The organism is Nostoc sp. DSM 114167, from assembly GCF_052692655.1.
On the sequence record NZ_CP195116.1, the window covers coordinates 80,145 to 101,706 of the forward strand.

15 protein-coding genes are annotated in these 21,562 nt (G+C 41.1%); 9 read left to right on the forward strand and 6 right to left on the reverse strand.

Annotated elements, in window-relative coordinates; translation table 11 throughout:
• The first annotated feature begins 30 nt into the window (after positions 1–30).
• Positions 31–1,128 carry an anthranilate phosphoribosyltransferase gene (trpD, locus tag NSTC731_RS00410; RefSeq protein ID WP_445629120.1) on the forward strand — a complete coding sequence of 366 codons (1,098 nt, stop codon included), beginning with the start codon at positions 31–33 and terminating at the stop codon, positions 1,126–1,128.
• A gap of 52 nt (positions 1,129–1,180) precedes the next feature.
• On the opposite strand, the gene NSTC731_RS00415 is transcribed toward trpD, so the two are convergent.
• Positions 1,181–1,414 carry a hypothetical protein gene (locus tag NSTC731_RS00415; RefSeq protein ID WP_445629121.1) on the reverse strand — a complete coding sequence of 78 codons (234 nt, stop codon included), beginning with the start codon at positions 1,412–1,414 and terminating at the stop codon, positions 1,181–1,183.
• Positions 1,415–1,487: 73 nt separating this feature from the next.
• On the opposite strand from NSTC731_RS00415, the gene aroF reads away from it, so the two are divergent.
• Positions 1,488–2,558, forward strand: coding sequence for a 3-deoxy-7-phosphoheptulonate synthase (gene aroF, locus NSTC731_RS00420; RefSeq protein WP_445629122.1), 1,071 nt, complete (start codon positions 1,488–1,490; stop codon positions 2,556–2,558).
• Positions 2,559–3,000: 442 nt separating this feature from the next.
• A complete protein-coding gene (locus NSTC731_RS00425) occupies positions 3,001–4,341 on the forward strand; it encodes an alkaline phosphatase PhoX (RefSeq protein ID WP_445629123.1) in 1,341 nt (446 codons plus the stop codon).
• Positions 4,342–4,633: 292 nt separating this feature from the next.
• Here the strand turns inward: NSTC731_RS00425 and NSTC731_RS00430 are convergent, their stop codons facing one another.
• A complete protein-coding gene (locus NSTC731_RS00430) occupies positions 4,634–5,446 on the reverse strand; it encodes an SDR family NAD(P)-dependent oxidoreductase (RefSeq protein WP_445629124.1) in 813 nt (270 codons plus the stop codon).
• 542 nt (positions 5,447–5,988) lie between these two features.
• Between NSTC731_RS00430 and NSTC731_RS00435 the strand changes: the two genes are divergently transcribed.
• On the forward strand, positions 5,989–6,966 hold the full coding sequence (locus tag NSTC731_RS00435) for a threo-3-hydroxy-L-aspartate ammonia-lyase (RefSeq protein ID WP_445629125.1): 978 nt from the start codon (positions 5,989–5,991) through the stop codon (positions 6,964–6,966).
• 156 nt (positions 6,967–7,122) lie between these two features.
• Here the strand turns inward: NSTC731_RS00435 and NSTC731_RS00440 are convergent, their stop codons facing one another.
• The 3 genes from NSTC731_RS00440 to NSTC731_RS00450 all read right to left on the reverse strand — a co-directional run bounded on the left by NSTC731_RS00440 (position 7,123) and on the right by NSTC731_RS00450 (position 8,098).
• Positions 7,123–7,341, reverse strand: a complete 219-nt coding sequence (locus NSTC731_RS00440; protein ID WP_100897403.1) for a toxin-antitoxin system HicB family antitoxin — start codon at positions 7,339–7,341, stop codon at positions 7,123–7,125.
• Between the two features lie 6 nt (positions 7,342–7,347).
• Complete coding sequence (locus NSTC731_RS00445; protein ID WP_445629126.1) at positions 7,348–7,770, reverse strand: putative toxin-antitoxin system toxin component, PIN family; 423 nt, start codon at positions 7,768–7,770, stop codon at positions 7,348–7,350.
• Between the two features lie 157 nt (positions 7,771–7,927).
• The gene (locus tag NSTC731_RS00450; protein ID WP_445629127.1) at positions 7,928–8,098 is read right to left on the reverse strand and encodes a hypothetical protein; all 171 of its coding nucleotides are present in this window, start codon (positions 8,096–8,098) and stop codon (positions 7,928–7,930) included.
• A 483-nt stretch (positions 8,099–8,581) separates the two neighbouring features.
• On the opposite strand from NSTC731_RS00450, the gene NSTC731_RS00455 reads away from it, so the two are divergent.
• The 4 genes from NSTC731_RS00455 (at position 8,582) to NSTC731_RS00470 (ending at position 14,343) form a co-directional block, all read left to right on the forward strand.
• Complete coding sequence (locus tag NSTC731_RS00455) at positions 8,582–9,889, forward strand: amino acid permease (RefSeq protein WP_445629128.1); 1,308 nt, start codon at positions 8,582–8,584, stop codon at positions 9,887–9,889.
• 131 nt (positions 9,890–10,020) lie between these two features.
• A complete protein-coding gene (locus NSTC731_RS00460; RefSeq protein WP_445629129.1) occupies positions 10,021–10,566 on the forward strand; it encodes an RNA 2'-phosphotransferase in 546 nt (181 codons plus the stop codon).
• Positions 10,567–11,288: 722 nt separating this feature from the next.
• The gene (locus tag NSTC731_RS00465; RefSeq protein ID WP_445629130.1) at positions 11,289–12,503 is read left to right on the forward strand and encodes a lipid-A-disaccharide synthase-related protein; all 1,215 of its coding nucleotides are present in this window, start codon (positions 11,289–11,291) and stop codon (positions 12,501–12,503) included.
• Between the two features lie 103 nt (positions 12,504–12,606).
• On the forward strand, positions 12,607–14,343 hold the full coding sequence (locus tag NSTC731_RS00470) for an ABC transporter ATP-binding protein (protein WP_445629131.1): 1,737 nt from the start codon (positions 12,607–12,609) through the stop codon (positions 14,341–14,343).
• Between the two features lie 272 nt (positions 14,344–14,615).
• Here the strand turns inward: NSTC731_RS00470 and NSTC731_RS00475 are convergent, their stop codons facing one another.
• Positions 14,616–15,824, reverse strand: coding sequence for a NupC/NupG family nucleoside CNT transporter (locus tag NSTC731_RS00475; protein ID WP_445632247.1), 1,209 nt, complete (start codon positions 15,822–15,824; stop codon positions 14,616–14,618).
• 254 nt (positions 15,825–16,078) lie between these two features.
• On the opposite strand from NSTC731_RS00475, the gene NSTC731_RS00480 reads away from it, so the two are divergent.
• The gene (locus NSTC731_RS00480) at positions 16,079–21,538 is read left to right on the forward strand and encodes a trifunctional serine/threonine-protein kinase/ATP-binding protein/sensor histidine kinase (protein WP_445629132.1); all 5,460 of its coding nucleotides are present in this window, start codon (positions 16,079–16,081) and stop codon (positions 21,536–21,538) included.
• The last annotated feature ends 24 nt before the right edge of the window (positions 21,539–21,562 follow it).

Here is a 21,562-nt window from a genome sequence, read left to right on the forward strand (position 1 = left end):
CTTCTTATCGTCATTTGTCAAATGACCAATATGATAGCTTTAACTCAAACTCCACCTGAAAACATCTCCATCTCTGCCGATCGCTACAACTGGCCAGCTTTATTACAACAGTTGTTAAATCTGCAATCGTTAACAGTTTCCCAAGCTGCGGATTTGATGCAAGGTTGGCTCACCGATGCCATTCCCCATGTTCTATCAGGAGCGATTTTAGCCGCAATTCAAGCCAAAGGCGTATCTGCCGAAGAATTAGTCGGCATGGCCACCGTCTTACAATCCCAATCTCCACCTCCTGTACAGACGCGATTAATCGCGTCTCCCTTAATAGATACCTGTGGAACTGGTGGAGATGGTGCTTCAACCTTTAATATTTCCACTGCTGTCGCCTTTGTCGCCGCTGCTGCTGGGGTCAAGGTTGCCAAACATGGCAATCGTTCGGCATCTAGCAAAACTGGTTCCGCTGATGTGCTGGAAGCTTTGGGTATAAATCTTAACGCCACTCCGGAAAAAGTACAAGCGGCAGTTGGCGAAGTTGGAATCACCTTTTTGTTTGCTCCTGGCTGGCATCCTGCACTCAAAGCGATCGCAACTTTGCGAAAAACTTTGAAGGTGCGGACTGTTTTTAATTTACTCGGCCCGCTAGTAAATCCGATGCGACCGACGGGGCAAATTATTGGTGTAAACGACCCGCTTTTACTGGAAGAGATTGCTCAAGCCTTATCCCAACTGGGATGTCAGCAAGCGATCGCCCTCTACGGACGGGAACGTTTAGATGAAGCTGGTTTGGCAGATGTCACTGATTTGGCTGTACTCCAAGATCAAAAAGTCCGCTCTCTAACGCTCAATCCTCAAGAACTGGGTTTGAGTTTTGCACCGACTGCGGCGTTGTGCGGTGGAGATGTCCAAGAAAATGCCCAAATTTTGAAGGCAGTTTTGCAAGGTAAAGGCACTCAAGCGCAGCAGGATGTAGTCGCTTTAAATACAGCCTTAGCCCTGCAAGTTGGTGAAGCCATTCATGGGGAAACTGATGTTTTAGCAGGTTGTGTTAAAGGTATTGCCCTTGCCAAGGAAATTCTCCAAAGCGGTGCAGCTTGGACAAAACTAGAACAACTTGCAGAATTTTTGCGCTAGACGAATTATCTCCTACAAAGAGCTACGGTGTACACGCAAGTTTTCTAATGCCCTATACCTTGACCTGCAATGCCAATGCATCGACTCGTAATGCCAATGCATCGACCTGCAATGCCAATGCATCGACTCGCAATATTAATACATCGACTTGCAATGCCAATGCATCGACTCGCAATGTTAATACATCGACTTGCAATGCCAATGCATCGACTCGCAATGTTAATGCATCGACCTGCAATGCCAATGCATCGACTCGCAATATTAATACATCGACTTGCAATGCCAATGCATCGACTCGCAATGTTAATGCATCGACCTGTAAAAATTAGCCCACCCAAACTATACACAAGGAAAAACAGATGATTATCATACTTAAGAGCGGTACGCCTGTTGAGGAAATTACTCGCATTAGCCAAGAACTGAGCGACACTTGGGGAGTGACGGTAGAAAAAAGTGTTGGCACTCATAAAATTGTGCTGGGACTAATTGGCGATACAACTAGCATCGATAAATTACAGGTTCAGGAATTTAGCCCTTGGATTGAGCAAGTATTACGGGTGCAACAACCTTTCAAGCGGGTAAGTCGAGAATTCCGTCATGGAGAAGCTAGTGAGGTTGTTGTTCCTACACCTAACGGTCGTGTCTATTTCGGCGAACATCATCCGATTGTAGTGATAGCCGGGCCTTGTTCTGTTGAAAATGAAGCAATGATTGTCGAAACAGCAAAGCGCGTGAAGGCAGCTGGGGCACAGTTTTTGCGTGGCGGAGCCTACAAACCCCGTACTTCACCCTATGCTTTTCAAGGTTATGGTGAAAGCGCTTTAGATTTATTAGCAGCAGCGCGGGAAGCTACTGGCTTGGGTATCGTCACAGAACTGATGGATGCTGCCGATTTATCAGCAGTGGCGAGAACAGCTGACATCATCCAAATTGGAGCGCGAAATATGCACAACTTCTCGCTGCTGAAAAAGGTAGGCGCTCAAGATAAACCAGTGCTACTGAAGCGGGGAATGTCTGCCACAATTGACGAGTGGCTGATGGCGGCAGAATATATTTTGGCATCTGGAAATCCCAATGTAATTCTTTGTGAACGAGGAATCAGAACCTTTGATGGTAAATATGCTCGCAATACTTTAGATTTATCAGTGCTGCCGGTGTTGCGATCGCTTACCCACTTACCAATTACGATCGATCCCAGTCATGGTACTGGTAGGTCTGAATATGTGCCATCGATGGCAATGGCTGCGATCGCCGCTGGTACAGATGCCTTAATGATTGAAGTTCACCCCAATCCTGCAAAAGCTTTATCTGATGGCCCCCAATCTCTCACCCCTGAGAAATTTGACCGCTTGGTTCAAGAAATGTCAGTCTTGGGCAAACTAGTCGATCGCTGGCCTACACCTGTATTAGATCGCATTGGTGGGCGTTAAATTCAGAATTCAGGAGCAAAGCTGGAGATTTGCCAAGGCGTCAGAATCAAGATGCTCTGGTGCGATCGCTGCGCAAACTCGCAATCAGTGAGATATCTCCCGCATTTCTCACAATAGACTTCTTGGCATTTGTAGGGAATTGGGTTTGGGGGAAAGGGAAAAGGAATAAAAAAACCTTTCCCCTTTGACCTTTCCCCTTTTCCCCACAATGCCAAGAAGTCTCTTGTTGTTCATTCGTTTTTTCGTACAAAATTCATTCTCAATTCTGACTCCTGAATTCTGTTTAGATAAAACTTATATCCATAAATTTGGCTGATTTTGGAAAGTTTTTATATAAATTTATTTTTTATTAACTAACCTAAATTAAATAAAGCATTACCCAAACTTAATCACAATCAAATATTTTTTCTTCAGCATTATCTGAAGTAACCAAATCATCCCCATGACACTTTCAAGACGTAAATTTTTTGCAGTAGCAGGTACTACTGCCGTCGGCACTTTGATGGTGTCTCCTTTAGAAGGTCTTCTTGCCAGAAAAGCCTTTGGTAAAAAACTTGGTAAAGGATATGGCCCACTTTTACCAGATTCTAATGGCTTGTTAGATTTACCAAGCGGATTTAAGTATCAAGTTATCTCTCGCACTGGAACCCTGATGAGCGATGGCAATCTAGAGCCTAGTAATCATGATGGTATGGCAGCCTTCCCTGGACCCAAAAACACAACCATTCTGGTTCGCAATCACGAACTTAGTATCAATTCTGATACGCGAGTACAAGTACCAAATCCCTACGATCCCATTTGCAGAGGTGGCACTACGACTCTGGTTGTTGGACGCGATCGCCAGTTGATTAAACAGTTCAGCTCTCTCGGCGGAACCATTCGTAACTGTGCTGGTGGTTTAACTCCTTGGGGTTCATGGATTAGCTGTGAAGAAGATACAACTATACCAAGTGCAACTAATGGAGTCACAAAGTTACACGGTTACAATTTTGAGGTTCCAGCCAGCGCCACCTCTTCTGTAACTCCAGTGCCTCTAGTTGCGATGGGACGGTTTAATCATGAGGCTATAGCTGTAGATCCCAAAACTGGATATGTCTATCAAACTGAAGATAGAGGAGATAGTCTCTTCTATCGTTTTATCCCAAAAGTTCCTGGTCGATTAAAAGAAGGAGGTATTCTTCAAGCTCTGAGGATTATAGGTAGACCAGGAGTCAACACCAAGACCGGTTTCGTAGTAGGACAGAAGTTAGCTGTAGATTGGGTGAATATTCCTGACCCCAACCCAACAACTACAGATAATGTCAGAGTGCAAGGTCGCAACTTAGGTGCAGCCCAGTTTAGCCGTGGGGAAGGCATCTATTATAAGAGCAACAAGGATAAGAAAGGCAAAAATGGCAAAAGAGAATTTTACTTCACTGCTACAGATGGTGGCCCTGTAGGCGGTGGCCAAGTCTGGCGCTATATTCCGGGTGAAGAGACAATTGAATTGTTTGTCGAGTCTCAATCTAAAGATGAACTCGATATGCCCGATAACATAGTCGTAGCACCTTGTGGCGATCTTATCCTTTGTGAGGACGGAGACGGTGACAATTTCTTAATTGGTATTACTCCCAGTGGTGAAATCTACAAATTCGCACGTAATGCCCTCCAAACAGGTGAGTTTGCTGGAGCTTGCTTTTCACCTGATGGTCGTACTTTGTTTGTTAACATTCAAAGCCCTGGTATTACTTTAGCTATCTGGGGACCTTGGAATAGTAATAGAGGTAATAGTTCGCTTTCGTAACGCAAGCGGGGTAAAGGGTAAGGGGTAAGGGGGAAAGGTTTTAAATCCCTTACCCTTTCCCCAGCTCTCACCTAACAATTTTGAGTTGGCAGACTACTAATATGAATGGCACTAAGGGACTTTCAAATAAAAAGTCTCTAACTGTACTTTTGCGGGGTGGTTAATTTATTAGTTGGAAGTTCTGAAAGCGAAATTTAGCTGATTTTTGCAAATGGTTAAACCCGAACAAGAAATTATTTCCTATAAAAAATCCATTGTTCGGGTCTTATTGAAAAGAGGATAAAATTTATAACTACCTCTTTTTTTGAAGTTCGTGCATACTTCTAACAACCTTTGTGACTAAATTTCTGGGCGTAAATCTGACGCTTTCAGTTAATATCTTATTTCTCATTCCAGGAACAACAACAGTTTTGTTTTTCATTAAGCCCCGATAACCAATTCTAGCGACAGTTTCCGTATCCATCATTCTATTAACACTAGCAATCTTTGAATCTTCCATTGCAGCATTTTGTTGGAAATTTGATGCTGTTGGCCCTGGACAAAGAACAGTCACGCTGACACCTGTACCCTCTAATTCATTAGCGATCGCTTCTGAAAATGATAATACATAGGCTTTAGTAGCAAAATAAACTGCCATTAGAGGCCCTGGTTGAAAAGCAGCCGCTGAGGCCACATTTAATATTTTTCCATAATTTTGCTCCACCATATCTTTGAGGAACAATTTAGTTAAATGAGTCAGGCTGACCATATTTACCTGTAGCATTTTCAGTTCAATGCTGAGGTCTGTTTCGTTAAATGCTCCATAAGTACCAAAGCCAGCATTGTTAACTAGCACATCAATCTTGATAGATGCTTGCTGTAGTTCTGTGAAAATTTCTTCTGGAGATGTGGGAATAGATAAATCCTTTACAAAAGTTTTGACAAAAATACCAAATTTTTCGGGAAATTCCTCTATAATTTTAGTAAGTTTTTGTTCATTTTTATCTACTAACACAAGATTATAACTATGACGAGCAAAAATCTGAGTTAATTGATAGCCTATGCCACTAGCCGCTCCTGTAATCAAAGCAGTTCTTTTTTGCCGACTTTCAGATGTTTTATTCATGCTAGAAAAATGGCGAATGTGAATGAATTAATTTAAGTTTTATAAATTTAGCTACAGCAATATATAATATTTGCTGTAGCTATTTCTATGCAGGCAATAAATGATGCTATCCACCTGAAAAAAGTATGCTTCAATCAAGGATATTAAACGCAAATATAAAAAACTGTATCTATATAAACAAGAGCAAGAAGATTTAATAGGATGAATGAACAAGTATTTTTGGTAACATCTAAGTCTCAGAAACCTAACCCCCCTAGCCTTTCTGGGGCAGGTTTTTTTGATTAGACAAATTTTTGGGATTTTAAAACCAAAACCATTGTCTGAGAACTTAAAACTACGTTCAATAATTGAGAACATTCTCAACTATTTATCGAAAGCCTAAAAGCCTGCCCTTGAAAGACCCCCCTAGCCCCCCTTCCCTACAAGGGAATGGGGGTTTCAAAGCCTCTCTCCGCTTGCCTAACGGCAGGCTGACGCCAACGGGGAGAGGAATGGAAGTGGGGTTTATAGGACTTTTCAAACAACCTCTAATAACCTCATCAATGCCACAACCTAATTCCGTTACTATAACTGACGTGCAAGCAGCACAAAAGCGAATTTTAGGGATTGCCCACCGCACACCTGTAATAACATCTAGAATCGTTAACGATCGCACCAAGAGTCAAGTATTCTTTAAGTGCGAAAACTTTCAACGCACAGGGGCATTTAAATTTAGAGGTGCGTACAATGCCTTAGCCCAACTATCGGTAGCACAAAAACAAACAGGCGTTATCACCTATTCATCGGGAAATCATGCCCAAGCGATCGCTTTAGCTGGGCAATTACTCAATATTCCCACCACTATTGTCATGCCTGATGATGCACCTGTTGTCAAACAAACTGCTACTCGTGGTTATGGTGCAGAGATAATTTTGTACAATCGCCAAGAAACAAACCGAGAAGAATTAGCTCAAAATTTAGCAAGCGATCGCTCTTTGACACTCATTCCCCCTTACGATCATCCCCATGTCGTTGCTGGACAGGGGACAACTGCTTTAGAACTGATCCAAGAAGTTGGTGAATTGGACTTACTATTAGTTTGTTGTGGCGGTGGTGGATTGCTTTCAGGATGTGCGATCGCAGCCAAAACACTTTTACCCAATTGTAAAGTCATCGGGGTAGAACCAGCCCTTGCCGATGATGCTACCCGCTCTTTTCACACCAAAACCTTACAAACAGTCAAAAATCCTGATACCATCGCCGATGGTGCGCGGACTCCTAGCCTTGGTCAAATTACTTTCCCCTTGGTGCTGCATTACGTCGATGATATGGTGACGGTATCGGAAGAAGCGATTCTTCGCACCATGTTTTTCTTATGGGAACGTCTGAAAATTGTCGTTGAACCCACCGGAGTACTCGCCGCCGCCGCTTTACTCGAAGGTGTAGTGAAAGCACCAGAGACGAGAGTTGGTGTCATCATTAGCGGTGGAAATGTAGATTTGGCGCAAGTTGGTAAATTGTTTTTTGTGGGATTGGATTGAAAAGTTAAATTCCCAAGTGACAAACTGCGATGTTTAAGGCGGTCACTGAGCCACTGGTGAGCAAAGTTGAAGTGCAGGCTGCGCCTACGCACCTTTGATGATGCGGTTGATGTTGGCTCGCCTTCGGTTAGTGTTTGCATAATCGCCCTACAAGCTCTATTCTGTCAGAGCGTCAAGTTTAGCCAGTATTCTTAAGCCTTCTTCTGGGTTGCCAGTCGCAGCCATTGCTTTAAATCTTGTATGGGCATCAAATTCTGCTAGAGCTATGGTAGAAAGTTCTTCAATCAATTTATTGACACTAATGCCTTTGGCTTGAGCAAGTTCTTTCAATCTATTATGCTTATCGTCTGGTAAACGAATAGTTAAAGTTGCCATTTTTGTTTAACTCCTAATAAGTTCTTCAGGTTTTAATATTGATAAGTTAGGAAATAACAATTCAGCATTTTGAAAATCTTTGGTATTGTGAGTAGCAATCGTTTGAGCATTTCCAGCAACCGCTAATTCAATTAAGTGATTGTCAGCTTCGTCTTTTAAATTAGGTCGCCATAAATAATAGATATAAACCCATTGACTTACGCTGATGAATGATGCAAGTAAAGCAAAAATTTCTTCAGTAGTTAAAGGGCATTTGGCGATAATTTCTGAGCGATGAATGACTGACTCATACTCCAAAAACAAAGCATTTCCCATCAAAGGCTGATATTCTCCTTTTAAACAGCGTCGGATTAGTTCTCTACTAGAACCTTTAGAGCTAATCAGCGCACTAATAAAAACGCTGGTATCAACTACAATTTTAATCGCCATGTAAATATGATAGCATATACGCTATCATAAACGTTCTAATCAAAAGACTTAAAAGCGATCGGTAGAGATAAATATCCTCAATATAGGGCGATGTTTGAGGACAAGCAGCTTTGCTTCTACGCACTTCTGGCGACTAACTACGTCAAATAAGCGATGTCTACGACGGGTGGTTCCTGAGCGCAGCCGTACCACTTCGTGGAAGCAAGCTAGCAAGAGCGTCTCCGATAGGAGAAGGGCTACGCCTACGCACTCTGAGCAACTGTGTCCAATGAGCGATCGCATTGCTGATGATAGGTTTGATGTGGGCGATCGCTCTTGTTTTTGACAATAACCTTAAGTTGAAATTAACTTGCTAAAGTAGCCTGGTGTAAGTAGGTGAAAGTCGCAAACTGGAACTAAGTGATGGAATAGACCCTAATTTGAAATCACAAACTCAATGGGTAAAATCTTTTATACAGAGGTTCATAAAATTTTTTCAAGGCAACAAAGAACTGTTATTAGCTTCAATAGCTATTCCTTTATTTGGCTCTTGGATAACATATCAGCAATTTGAAATAGAACAAAGAAACAATCGACATACTTTCGTTTATTTAAAATACATCTGTATACAGGGAAAATGTTTTTTCCTGCGTGGTCTATTTCATTAACAAAGTGCTACAAATGACATTTATAATCCAAAAATTGTGTTGATAATGAAGTGGCGATCGCTTATTTAGCAAAAAAATCTGCCTAAAAAACCAATAAAATTAGGGCTTTTACGAATAATATTTACATATGTTAATATTGTTTGGTTTAAGTACGGATATTCAGTATGGTTCCCATAAAGACCGTTCTAAAAAATTCAGAGACCGTCGCTCGGTTGTTTTCTCATCTCGAATTTGATGGAAACAAACTCAATCATCAACCAGGTAGTGTACTGGGGAGTACTGCATTGATTGCAGGAACCACCGTTGGGGCTGGGATTCTCGCTCTACCAGCCGTTACCCTACCATCTGGGATTGTACCATCCACATCTGGACTCATTGCAGTTTGGCTCTACGCTCTAGTTTCGGGGTTATTGGTTGCAGAAGTTACCTTAAACACGATGCGAACAGAAGGGCTTTCAAGTATAGGTTTTTTGGGAATTGTTGAGAAGATTCTTGGTAAGGTGGGAGCGCGAATTGCTGGCGGCGCGTATTTATTTATGCACTATGCTCTCTTGGTGGCATACATCACCCAAGGAGGAGAAATTTTAGGAGCTGCGGCAGCAAAAATCTGGGGTATGCAGATATTGCCTACGTGGGTAGGCACAATGGCTTTTACACTCTTATTTGGTGGCATTATGTATCTTGGGCGAGAAAAGTTTATCGAGAAATTAAACAGCGCCTTTGTCGGAATTGTCATCGTTTCCTTCTTAGGACTATTATTTCTGGGAGGAAGGCATATTCAGAGTGCCCAACTATTTTTTCAAAACTGGAGTGCCCTTGGTAGTGCCATTTCAGTGATGTCTGTGGCGCTGTTTTTCCAAAACGTTGTACCGCTGGTTGTGATGCAACTTGAAGGAGATGCCCGCAAAATTCGTCAATCCATCTTTATTGGTTCTGTAATTCCTCTAATTATGTTCTTGGCGTGGAATGCCGTAATTTTAGGAAGCGTCAGTCCTGATATGCTACATAACACATCTGATGGTAGAACTGTTTTTGATCCACTGCAAATTCTTCGAGCAGGTGGCGCTGGGCAATGGTTAGGAGTGCTAGTATCCATTTTTTCAGAGTTTGCGATCGTCACTTCATTTATTGGATTTGTGTACGGGTTGCTGGATTTGTTCAAAGATATTTTCCTACCTGCACAGTGGCAACTTTCTAGCCGCTTACCCCTCTATTCCCTAGTTCTTTTCCCGCCGATGACTCTCGGAACGCTTAACCCCAGCATCTTTTTTACTGCCCTAGATTACACTGGAACATTTAGTATTTCAGTTCTCGGTGGAATTATTCCGGCGTTAATGAGTTGGAAGCAACGTGAAAACTCAGATAGCACAAATCAACTACTCGTTCCTGGCGGCAAAGTAACACTCATTGCGATCGTTGGAGTAGCATTAGCTATGATCGGAAGACAAATTCTGTCAATTTACACCAAATAAAACCATCGACAAAAATTATGTACTACAGGCAACGATAATTGTAGTATAAATATATTAACCACAATCAAACTGCAACATGAGAATGAAATGACTAATGACCAATGACCAATGACCAATTACTACTTAATTAAATGAGTGATTCTCGCCTCGTTAAAATCAGCAAATATCTCAGCAAATATCTGCGACATACACCAGATGCAATTGGAATTAAACTTGCTCCTGGTGGTTGGGTTGCTGTTGATGACTTACTTACTGCTTGTGCTAAAAATAAGTTTCCGATTACCCGCCAGGAATTACAGATGGTAGTTGAATTGAACGAGAAGCAACGCTTTTCTTTTGATTCTACAGGTACTCTGATTCGTGCGAACCAAGGACATAGTATAAAAGTCGATTTACAATTAGAAGCTGTTGTTCCTCCAGATGAGCTTTATCACGGCACAGGACACAAATCTGTAGAGTCAATTCTGCAAACAGGACTTTGCAAAATGTCGCGGCATCATGTCCATTTATCAAAGGATATAGAAACAGCACAAACCGTTGGTGCAAGGCATGGAAAACCAGTGGTTTTTGCTGTAAATACTGCGGCAATGCATCAGGCAGGTTACATCTTCTATTGTTCTGCTAATGGTGTTTGGTTAGTCGATAGTGTGCCACCTGAATATCTACAAAAAATTTGAATTTTAATAAATAGAATTTTTAAATCGGGAATATTTACTTTATAAATGTCTATCATCTGAGTTAAAAAATTGATCTTCAAATCCACATTTCAGGAAGAGAAGCGGTGATAAAAACCGCTAATAATCCGCCAATTATTGACTTTACGCCCATAGGATTTAAGTCATAGTGACAATTAAATCTTCTTGCCGTAATGCCGCCAATGGTAATGTCAATTTAACCTATATTTGCAAAAGTATATAATGCGTAAGTCGTAATAATTAATAACTACATATTGGGATTGCCAACGCACCGCACTCCGATTAACTGAGAAGGCGTAGGATAGATAAAATTAAAATTTCCAATGCAATACAACTTTTTTATAACTTTGTCGTCATTGAAGATGATAAGGAGACAAGGGGATAGACCTTGAATAAATCTTTCCCCTCTGCTTTATTCTCTAGCGATCGATACTTAAAATAGCTCATTCAATTTATGAACTCAGATCGATGTACCCATAGCGCTTGCACTCCTAATACTGTATTCTCTGAGAGATTGGCGTCTGCGGAAACAGGGATTAGCAGTAATTCCATTCCGGTTTACACCTGAAAAAGTAACTTTGTAGATTTGTCTATAAAATTACAAACTCTCAACAGTAAAAATACTATCAATTTTTTTGCCTACTTACCCAATGTAGGTTAAAAATCTCACCGAATAAGCATTTTAGACCTATCCAAACTCCAAGATGTCTTCTAAGCAAATCTTGTTTATCAGTAACGGCCACGGAGAGGACAACCACACCTCTCATGTTATTCAGACCTTGCGCCAATTAAATCCTTCTATTAAGATGGCGGCAATGCCGATTGTGGGGGAAGGAAAAGCTTACCGCAGCTTGGACATTCCTATTATTGGGCCTACACAAATAATGCCCTCTGGCGGATTCTTTTACATGAAGCGCCTGTATTTGCTCAAAGATTTTCAATCGGGATTGATTGGGTTAACGTGGCAACAATTACAAGCGGTGTTGCAGTATGCTCCCAACTGCGATTTAATTATGTCTACTGGAGATTTTATCTCCCAGACATTTGCTTACTTAACAAAGCGTCCCTTCGTTTCGTTTATCTCTTGTCTTTCTGCCCTCTATGAAGGGCGATTGCGTATCAATCCACTGCTGTGGCACGACCTTAATTCTTCTCGATGTCTGACAGTTTTCACCAGAGATTCTTATACGGCTTTCGATCTCCAACGGCAAGGTATAGCTAAAGCTCAGTTTGGTGGGATTCCGGCTTTAGATCGCCTTGTTCCCACTGGCAAAGACTTGTACCTGAAACCAGACGTTCCGGCGATCGCACTTTTACCAGGATCGCGGATGCCGGAAGCCGCGCGAAATTTCTGTTTGCAGTTGCAACTGGCGATCGAAATTGCCAAGGTGATGCCTTCAGGATTGCAGTTTCGCGCCGCCTTAGTACCAAATTTGATGGAACAATTAGGCGAGATTGCTCAAAGTCAAGGTTGGCAACTGAATCAAGGCATCCTCACCTATTCTCCTCCAGGAAGTTCTGCTGAGGAATCACCCCTTGTAGAAGTGAGATGTTACTCAGATGCCTTCAGTGATATCGTATATTACTCTACTCTGGTTATAGGGATGGCAGGGTTGGCAGTGGATTTAGCAGTAGCGATCGGCAAACCGATTATCCAGATTCCCGGAGAAGGCCCTCAATTTACCTATCAATTTGCAGAAGCGCAAACGCGGCTGTTGGGCATTTCTGCCCAAACCATCGGCACGAAGCCAGCAACCCCTGAGATTCTCAAGCAAGCAGCGAAACGAGTAGTTGAAACTTTACAAGATTCAGACTACCTCGCTAAGTGCAAAGAAAATGGCCCTGAGCGATTTGGCCCACCCGGCGCATCTGAGAGAATTGCCCGCTTTCTACTAAACTCTCTAGGAGAAACTGAGTAGAAATTTCGTCAGAATTCAGGAGTCCACACGGTTCGGTAACATGATGTGATAGGCTAACGCCGTAATGCACCTCAATTCTGACTCCTGAAATTCTTACTTACCTATGAAAGTCCGCTCTAGTTACTGGCAACTGTTGCCTTATCTTTGGCCCCAATGGCCGCTGTTAATCCGGGGATTGGCTTGTATCTTAGGATTTGTGTTATTCACCCTAGCAGTACCCTATTTAGCAGGTCAGGTCGCTTTTTTTCTTGGTCAGGGAAATGTTAACCAGATTGCTTACTGGCTCGGACTAGCCACTTTGGTATTTTTGATTCGAGGGCTTTGTCAATACGGGCAGAATGTCTTTATGATTGCTGCTGCCCTGAACATGGTTTTAAACTTGCGTAAGCGAGTTTATGCTCACCTGCACAAACTTGGATTAGATTACTTTGAAACCACACAAACGGGAGACTTAACTTATCGCCTAACTGAAGATATCGATCGCGTCGGCGAAATTGTGGACAAGTTATCTCATCAGTTTCTTTCCAACTTGTTGCAGTTAATTGCGATTCCCATTTATATGCTCTACCTGAATTGGCCGCTCACTCTTGCGGGTTTGATTTTGGCTCCTTTAATGGCTTGGTTGATCGGGCAATTTGGTCAGCGATTACTCGTGCTATCTCGCCAGAGCCAAAATCAAGTTTCCAATTTGTCAGCGATGCTAACTGAGGTATTTAGCGGGATTCGCGTTGTTCAAGCTTTTGCAGCCCAAGAATATGAAGTGAAGCGATTCAATAAAGAAGCAGAAATCAATCGCCAAGCTAAGTATCGCGCTCTACAACTCAAATCGATTCAGTTTCCCGTTGTCGGTTTTTTGGAAGCAGTTAGTATTATGCTGCTGTTTTTATTGGGAGGATGGCAGATTTCTCAGAATCAGCTAACTGCTCAAGGGTTTATCAGTTTCTTAGCTGCTGTGGCTTTACTAATTCAGCCAATCGACTTGTTGATTAGCAATTACAACGAGTACAAACAGACCGAAGCTTCTGTTGAACGGATCTTTGAACTGATGGCGAAGGAACCTAGTATCAGCGAAAAACCGAATGCTCAGGAAATGCCACGAGTTATGGGCAAGGTTGAGTATCGTCATGTCGATTTCGCCTACAATCCCGACCAGCCAGTTCTTAAGGATCTTTGCTTGAATGCTTCTCCTGGTGATGTCATTGCCTTAGTTGGTTCTTCTGGAGCAGGCAAATCGACCTTAATTAACCTTTTACTTCGCTTTTATGACCCTCAAGCAGGTCAAATTCTGGTTGATAATATTGATATCCGTGATGTCACACTCACCAGTTTGCGCCATCAAATTGGCATTGTTCCCCAAGATATTACCCTTTTTTCAGGGACGATCGCAGAAAATATCGGTTACGGTCAAGAAGAATTAGATTTAGCAGCGATTCAGTCAGCAGCCAAGATTGCCAACGCTCACTCCTTTATCACCCAGTTTTCTCAGGGTTATCATACCTGGTTAGGAGAGCGTGGAGTTAACCTATCAGGAGGACAACGGCAAAGATTAGCGATCGCCAGAGCAGTTGCCAACGATCCTCGAATTCTCATCTTGGATGAGGCCACCTCTGCCCTAGATTCTGAATCAGAAGCGCTAGTTCAAGAAGCACTAGAGCGAGTCATGCAAAATCGTACCGTGTTTATTATCGCCCATCGCTTGAGCAGCGTTCGTCGGGCTGACTGCATTCTCGTAATCGAACAAGGACAGGTGGTTGAAGCTGGTACTCACACCTCTCTCCTGTCTCAAGAAGGACGGTATGCTCGTTTTTACGCCCAACAGTTATACTCTACAGATGATTAGGGATCTGCGCTGCGGGTTAATAGTGTCCCAACCAGCCGGGTTTCGACTGCGCTCAACCCTCAACCGTCGAGAGTTGAGCGCAGTCGAAACTCGGTTTACTGGTACTTTATTTTCACGCAAGTCCCTTAGTAGTCTGTCAGTAAATAATTGATGGATAAATTCCCTGTAAAGACGGCGATTTATCGCGTCTCTCTAACTATATGTATCGCGTCTCTCTAACTATATTTATCGCGTCTCTCTAACTATATTTAGAATATTTAGAAAATTCTTCTTCAAATCAACACCCCAGCAATGCAAGCGGTGATAAAACCCGCTAACAATCCGCCAATCATTGACCTGACACCCATACGAGCTAAGTCATGCTGGCGATTGGGTGCTATCCCCGCAATGCCGCCAATGGTAATGCCAATTGAACCGATATTTGCAAAATTACATAATGCGTAAGTTGTAATAATTACTGCACGTTGAGAGATTTTTCCACTCTCAATTAGTGCCTTCAAATCCAAAAAAGCAATAAACTCATTGAGAATTGTTTTTGTACCCAATAAAGCCCCAACTTGCCGACAATCAGCCCAAGGTACGCCCATCAGCCACGCCACGGGAGCCATAATAAAAGACAAAATCCACTGTAATGAAAATTGTTGTAAACCGATAAATCCCCCTAACCATCCCAGTAGGGCATTCAGGGCAGCCAATAATCCTAAAAAGGCGATAATCATCACCCCAACATTAACTGCTAGCTTCACGCCGTCAATTGCTCCGGTGGTAGCAGCATCAATTACATTTACATAATTGGTTTCTATATATGCTTTTGCTTTACCAACCGTCTCTGATACTTCTGTTTCAGGGTAAAGTAATTTTGATACCACCAACGAAGTGGGAGCAGTCATAAAGAAAGCAGCAATCAAGTGTTCTGCTGGGATGCCAAAGGAAAGATACGCCCCTAATACTCCAGCCGCAATTGTGGCAAAACCACCCGTCATCACGGCATGGAGTTCTGATTGCGTCATCTTCGCTATGTAAGGTTTAACCATCAGCGCCGCCTCTGTTGGCCCCAAAAAGATGTTACCTGCACAGGATAAAGATTCAGAACCCGATGTTTTCATCGTCTTCATCATTACCCACGCCACCACATTTACGACTCGCTGTAAAATGCCGTAGTAATACAAGACGCTAATAAAAGAAGAGAAAAAGATAATTGTCGGCAGCACTTGGAAAGCAAAGAAATGATCCTTAAAATTTTCTCCAAAGACAAATTTTGCACCAACATCAGAAAATGCTAAAAATTGACCGACAATATCTCCCAGAGATTTAAATACATTTAAACCCCAAGGAGTTTTAAGAATCACTAGCGCAAACACAAATTCCAATCCCAAACCCCAGGCCACTATTCGCCAACGCACCGCCCGACGATTAACAGAGAAGGCGTAGGATATAGCGATAAAAACTAAAATTCCCAACGCAGAGATGGCGCGTTCCATGATTGCTCCTGAAAAGGTGTTGTTAAGGCTCTTAGTCACAGAGCATACACAAAATCTGCCTTCTTTTGGGGTTTTGTAGTCAATTACTAGAGTTTTGCTGCTGTAAATAAGAATTTAGCGATGTCTACGACGGGCTACGCCTACGCATATTCATATCTTTTTACAAAACAGTCTTCCCAAACCTGAAGCACATTTGTATTAATAGGAACAACCAATGTAATCAGGAAAAATTAATCTTCTAGGAAAAGAAAACTATGGTGGCACTAACCGGTTATCAAATAAATGAACTAATTTATTCGGGATCTAAAACCCTAGTGCATCGCGGCATTAGAGAATCAGATAAAAAACCAGTAGTGATTAAACTGTTGCGGCGTGAGTATCCCACATTTTATGAACTCGTGCGGTTCCGCAATCAGTACACCATTGCCAAAAACCTAGATATTGATGGGATTATCAAAACCTATAGCTTGGAGAACTATCAAAACAGCTATGCCTTAGTTATGGAAGATTTGGGCGAGATATCTCTCCAAGAAGAGATGGCGAGGTGGGGAGATGGGGGAATGGGGAGAACTGCTGATGGATTGCAGACATTTTTTCACATTGCTTTGCAAATTGTCTCCATTCTTGATGGACTTTATCACAACCGAGTGATTCACAAAGACATCAAACCCGCCAACATTTTGATTAACCCCGCCACAAAAGATATAAGACTAATCGATTTTAGTATTGCCTCCCTACTTTCCAGAGAAACGCAAACCCTCACTAATCCAAATATTCTAGAAGGGACGTTAGCATACATCTCTCCCGAACAAACCGGACGAATGAACCGGGGAATTGACTACCGCAGCGACTTTTATTCCTTGGGTGTCACTTTTTTTGAACTCCTCACCGGACAGTTACCTTTCAAATCTGATGAACCAATGGAGTTGGTGTATTGTCATTTGGCAAAGCTTCCTCCACAGGTGCATAGCCTGAATCCTGAGATTCCCCCAATTCTGTCGGAAATTATCGGCAAACTGATGGCGAAAAATGCCGAAGACCGTTATCAGAGTACATTGGGGTTGAAGTATGACTTAGAAATTTGCTGGCGTCAGTGGCGAGAAACTGGCAGGATTGATGTCTTTGAGTTAGGAGTGCGGGATATTTGCGATCGCTTCATCATCCCAGAAAAACTCTATGGACGGCAAACAGAAGTAGAAAGCTTACTCGCAGCATTTGATAGAGTCGCACAGGGAAACACTGAAATGATTTTAGTAGCAGGTTTCTCTGGTATTGGGAAAACTGCCGTTGTTAACGAAGTCCATAAACCAATTGTGCGACAACGGGGTTATTTTATCAAAGGAAAATACGATCAATTTCAACGCAATATTCCTTTAAAAGCTTTCGTCCAAGCATTTCGAGATTTGATGGGGCAATTACTGAGTGAAACCGATGCCCAACTCGAACAATGGAAAGCTAAAATTTTGACAGCTTTGGGTGAGAATGCTCAAGTAATTATCGAAGTTATTCCCGAACTAGAAAAAATTATTGGACAACAAGCACCAGTACCCGAACTTTCAGGTAATGCTGGACAAAATCGCTTCAATTTACTGTTTAAAAAATTTCTCCAGGTTTTCACAACCAAAGAACATCCATTAGTCATATTTTTGGATGATTTACAATGGGCAGATTCAGCATCTCTAAAGTTTATGCAATTACTAATTAGTGAAACCGAAATTCACTATATGTTAGTTATTGGTGCTTATCGAGACAATGAAGTATATCCAGCACATCCCTTGATGTTAACCTTAGGAGAAATTCATAAAAATGGTGCGAATCTTCATACTATTACTTTAGCCTCTCTCAATCATACAGATTTAAATCATATAATTACTGATACTCTAAAATCTAACTTAGAGGTTGCTCTACCTCTCACAGACTTAGTATATCAAAAAACTCAAGGCAACCCTTTATTTACAAATCAGTTTCTCAAGTTTCTGCACGAAGATAAGTTAATTAACTATAACTTTGATATCGGTCATTGGCAATGCGATCTTGCTCGGGTTAGAGGATTAGCATTTACTGAGGATGTGGTAGAGTTTATGGTGCTTCAGTTACAGAAGTTACCAGAAGCAACTCAAAAAGTTTTGCAGCTTGCAGCTTCTATTGATAATCAGTTTGACCTAGCAACTCTCGCAATTGTCTATGAAAAATCTTTAGCAGAGACAGCAGCAGACTTATGGAAAGCTTTGCAAGAAGGTTTGGTCATACCCACAACTGAAGTTTACAAGTTTTATCAACAGGAATCAGAAGAATCTATAATTACTTCTGATTCTTCAATGCTCGATTCTACTTCCTGCTCCTACAAGTTTTTGCACGACCGCGTTCAACAAGCTGCTTATTCTCTAATTCCTGAAAATCAAAAGCAGACAGTACACCTCAAAATTGGGCGATTAATGTTGAGGAATATCTCGCTTGAAGAACGCGAAGAACATTTGTTTAAATTAGTCAATCAGTTAAACTTAGGAGTTGAATTAATTACTCAACCAGAGGAACGAGAAGAACTGGCAAAATTAAACCTAACTGCAAGTCATAAAGCCAAAATTTCGACTGCTTATGAAGCTGCTGTAGAATACACAAATTTTGGAATTAAGTTACTCACAGAAGATTGTTGGCAACATCAGTATGAGTTGGCTTTAACACTGTACTCAACCTCTGCCGAAGTCGCCCATCTTAACGGTGATTTTGAACAGACAGAACAATCTATACAAGTAATATTACAACATGGCAAAACACCGATCAATCGAGTCAAAGCCTACGAAGTCAGAATCTTATCTCAGGTAGCACAAAACAGAATGTGGGAAGCTATAAAAACGGGACTCCATATTCTCAAAATATTGGGAATAGAACTGCCAGAACAGCCAACAGCAGAAGATATTAACCGTGGACTACAGGAGACACAATTAGCTTTAGAGGGAAAAACTATTGAAAGCTTACTAGAGTTAAAATTAATGACTGAGCCAGATAAGTTAGCAGCCATGAATATTTTGACAAATATTGCTGCTGCTGCTTATCTAGTTATCCCAGAACTCTATCCTTTAATATTATTTGAACAGGTTAATTTATCCCTAAATTATGGAAATACTGCTAATTCGCTTTATGGATATTCATCTTATGGGCTGATTCTTGTCGGGATTGTAGGAGATATTGATTCAGGTTATCAATTCGGTCAACTCAGTCTAAAACTATTAGATAAATTAAATGCTAAAGAATTCATTGCTAAAACATATATGATTGTTTATGGCTGTTTGAATCATTGGAAGAAGCATCTTAATGAACTTTTACTTCCTATACAATCAGCTTATTATAGCGGAGTAGAAATAGGAGATTTAGAATTTGCAGGTTACTGTGTATGTAATTATTCCTTGAGTTCATATTTTGCTGGTAAAGAATTATCTTCTCTAGCACAGGAAATAGGAAATTATAGTCAAGGACTCGCACAAATTCGTCAAGAACCATCTTTACATAAAAATGAACTCTATCGGCAAGTAGTGCTTAACTTACTTTCAAAAAATCAAAACCCTTGCCGCTTAATCGGTGATGCTTACAATGAAGAAACCATGTTGCCGCTTCATCTCCAAAGCAACGACCAAACTATGATTTGTTCGTTGTATTTTAATAAATTGCTTCTCTGTTATTTATTTGCTGAGTATACTCAGGCTATTGAAAATGCTGATTTAGTACAGAATTATTTAGAAAGTCTTCTTGGAAGTATTATTTTCGCTATATTTCATTTCTATGATTCTCTGAGCCAATTAGCCGTATATTCTGATGCTTCTGAAGATAAGCAAGCATTCATCCTTAAAAGGGTTACAGCTAATCAGGAAAAAATGCAGAACTGGGCGCATCATGCGCCGATGAATCATTTACATAAGTTTCATTTAGTGGAGGCTGAACGCTATCGTATTCTTGGCGAATATATTCAAGCAATGGAAATGTATAATCGCGCCATTCAAGGAGCTAAAGAAAATGAATATATCCAAGAAGAAGCTCTAGCTAACGAACTCGCTGCCAAATTTTATTTAACATGGGGTAAAGAACAAATTGCCCAAACCTATTTGACAAATGCTTACTACTGCTATGTTCGTTGGGGCGCTAAAGCCAAAGTCTATGATTTAGAAAAACGTTATCCTCAATTACTCGCCCAGATTCTCCAATGGGAAAAAATTCGTTTCAATCCTACGGAACCAGCATCCAGTTTTTATAACATGTCCCTGTCTACTTTGGCTGCTGATACGACAATTTCATCTAGCAGTGCCAGCATTTCCGAAGCTTTAGATTTAGCAAGTGTTCTTAAAGCCTCTCAAGCACTATCTAGCGAAATTCATTTAGAGAAGTTGCTCTCTACACTAATGCAAGTGGTGATGGAGAATACCGGAGCGAAAAAATCTGCTTTAATTTTACTTAAAGATAATATTTGGACGATTGAAGCGATGTCTACGACGGGCTACGCCTACGCAACATTCCAGAAAGTGCCAATTATTTTGCAATCTGTTCCTATTGAGTTTAGCGAAGATATCCCTCTAACTGCAATTAACTATGTCAAACGCACCTTAGAAACATTGGTAATTGATGATGCAACTGCGAACAATTCCTTCACCTCTGACTCCTACATTATCAGACAACAACCCAAGAGTTTACTGTGTACCCCCATTCTCCATCAAGGGAAGTTAATTGGCATCCTTTACTTAGAAAATAATCTCATTGCTGGAGTATTTACCCATGATAGACTCCAAGTAATCAACCTATTGTGTTCGCAAGCTGCCATATCTTTAGAAAATGCTTCTTTTTATCAGCGATCGCAAGAAAATGCCCAACAATTAGAACACTCACTTACAGATTTAAAACAAATGCAACTACAACTGGTGCAAAGTGAGAAAATGTCAGCATTAGGTAATTTAGTTGCAGGTGTAGCCCACGAAATCAACAATCCTGTAGGCTTTATTGCAGGTAATATTCAACCTGCTGTTGATTTGGTTGAAGATTTATTTAACCTCATCGAGCTTTATCAAGAAAAGTTTCCAAATCCGGGTGTAGAAATTGAAGAAAAAATTGCCGAAATTGACCTAGAATATATCCGAGAAGATTTGCCAAAAATGATTTCTTCGATGAAATTAGGTATCGATAGAATTCGGAGTATTAGCAATAGTTTGCGAACCTTTTCTAGAGCAGATACAGAAAACAAAGTTGCTTTTAATATTCACGATGGGATCGACAGTGCAATTTTAATTCTGAAGCATCGCTTAAAAGCATCCGAACTACATCCAGATATTAAAGTAGTGAAAAAATACGGGGATATATCTTTAGTCAAATGTTTTCCTGGACAACTTAATCAAGTATTTATGAATTTATTGGCAAATGCCATTGATGCTTTGGAGGAGTCCAATATTGGACATGATTTTCACGAAATTAATAATAAAATTGAGATTAAAACTTGTTTGAGTGAAGACAAAGAGCGAGTTTTAATTTACATTCAAGATAATGGGATGGGAATGTCTGATGAAGTCAAACAAAAGATTTTTGACCATTTATTTACAACTAAATCTGTCGGTAAAGGTACAGGATTAGGATTAGCGATCGCCCGACAAATAATTGTAGAAAAACATGGCGGTACTCTGGAGGTTAATTCCGTACAGGGAGAGGGTACAGAATTTGTGATTCAAATTCCGATCTAAAATTACCCCTCTTGGCGTGGGTAG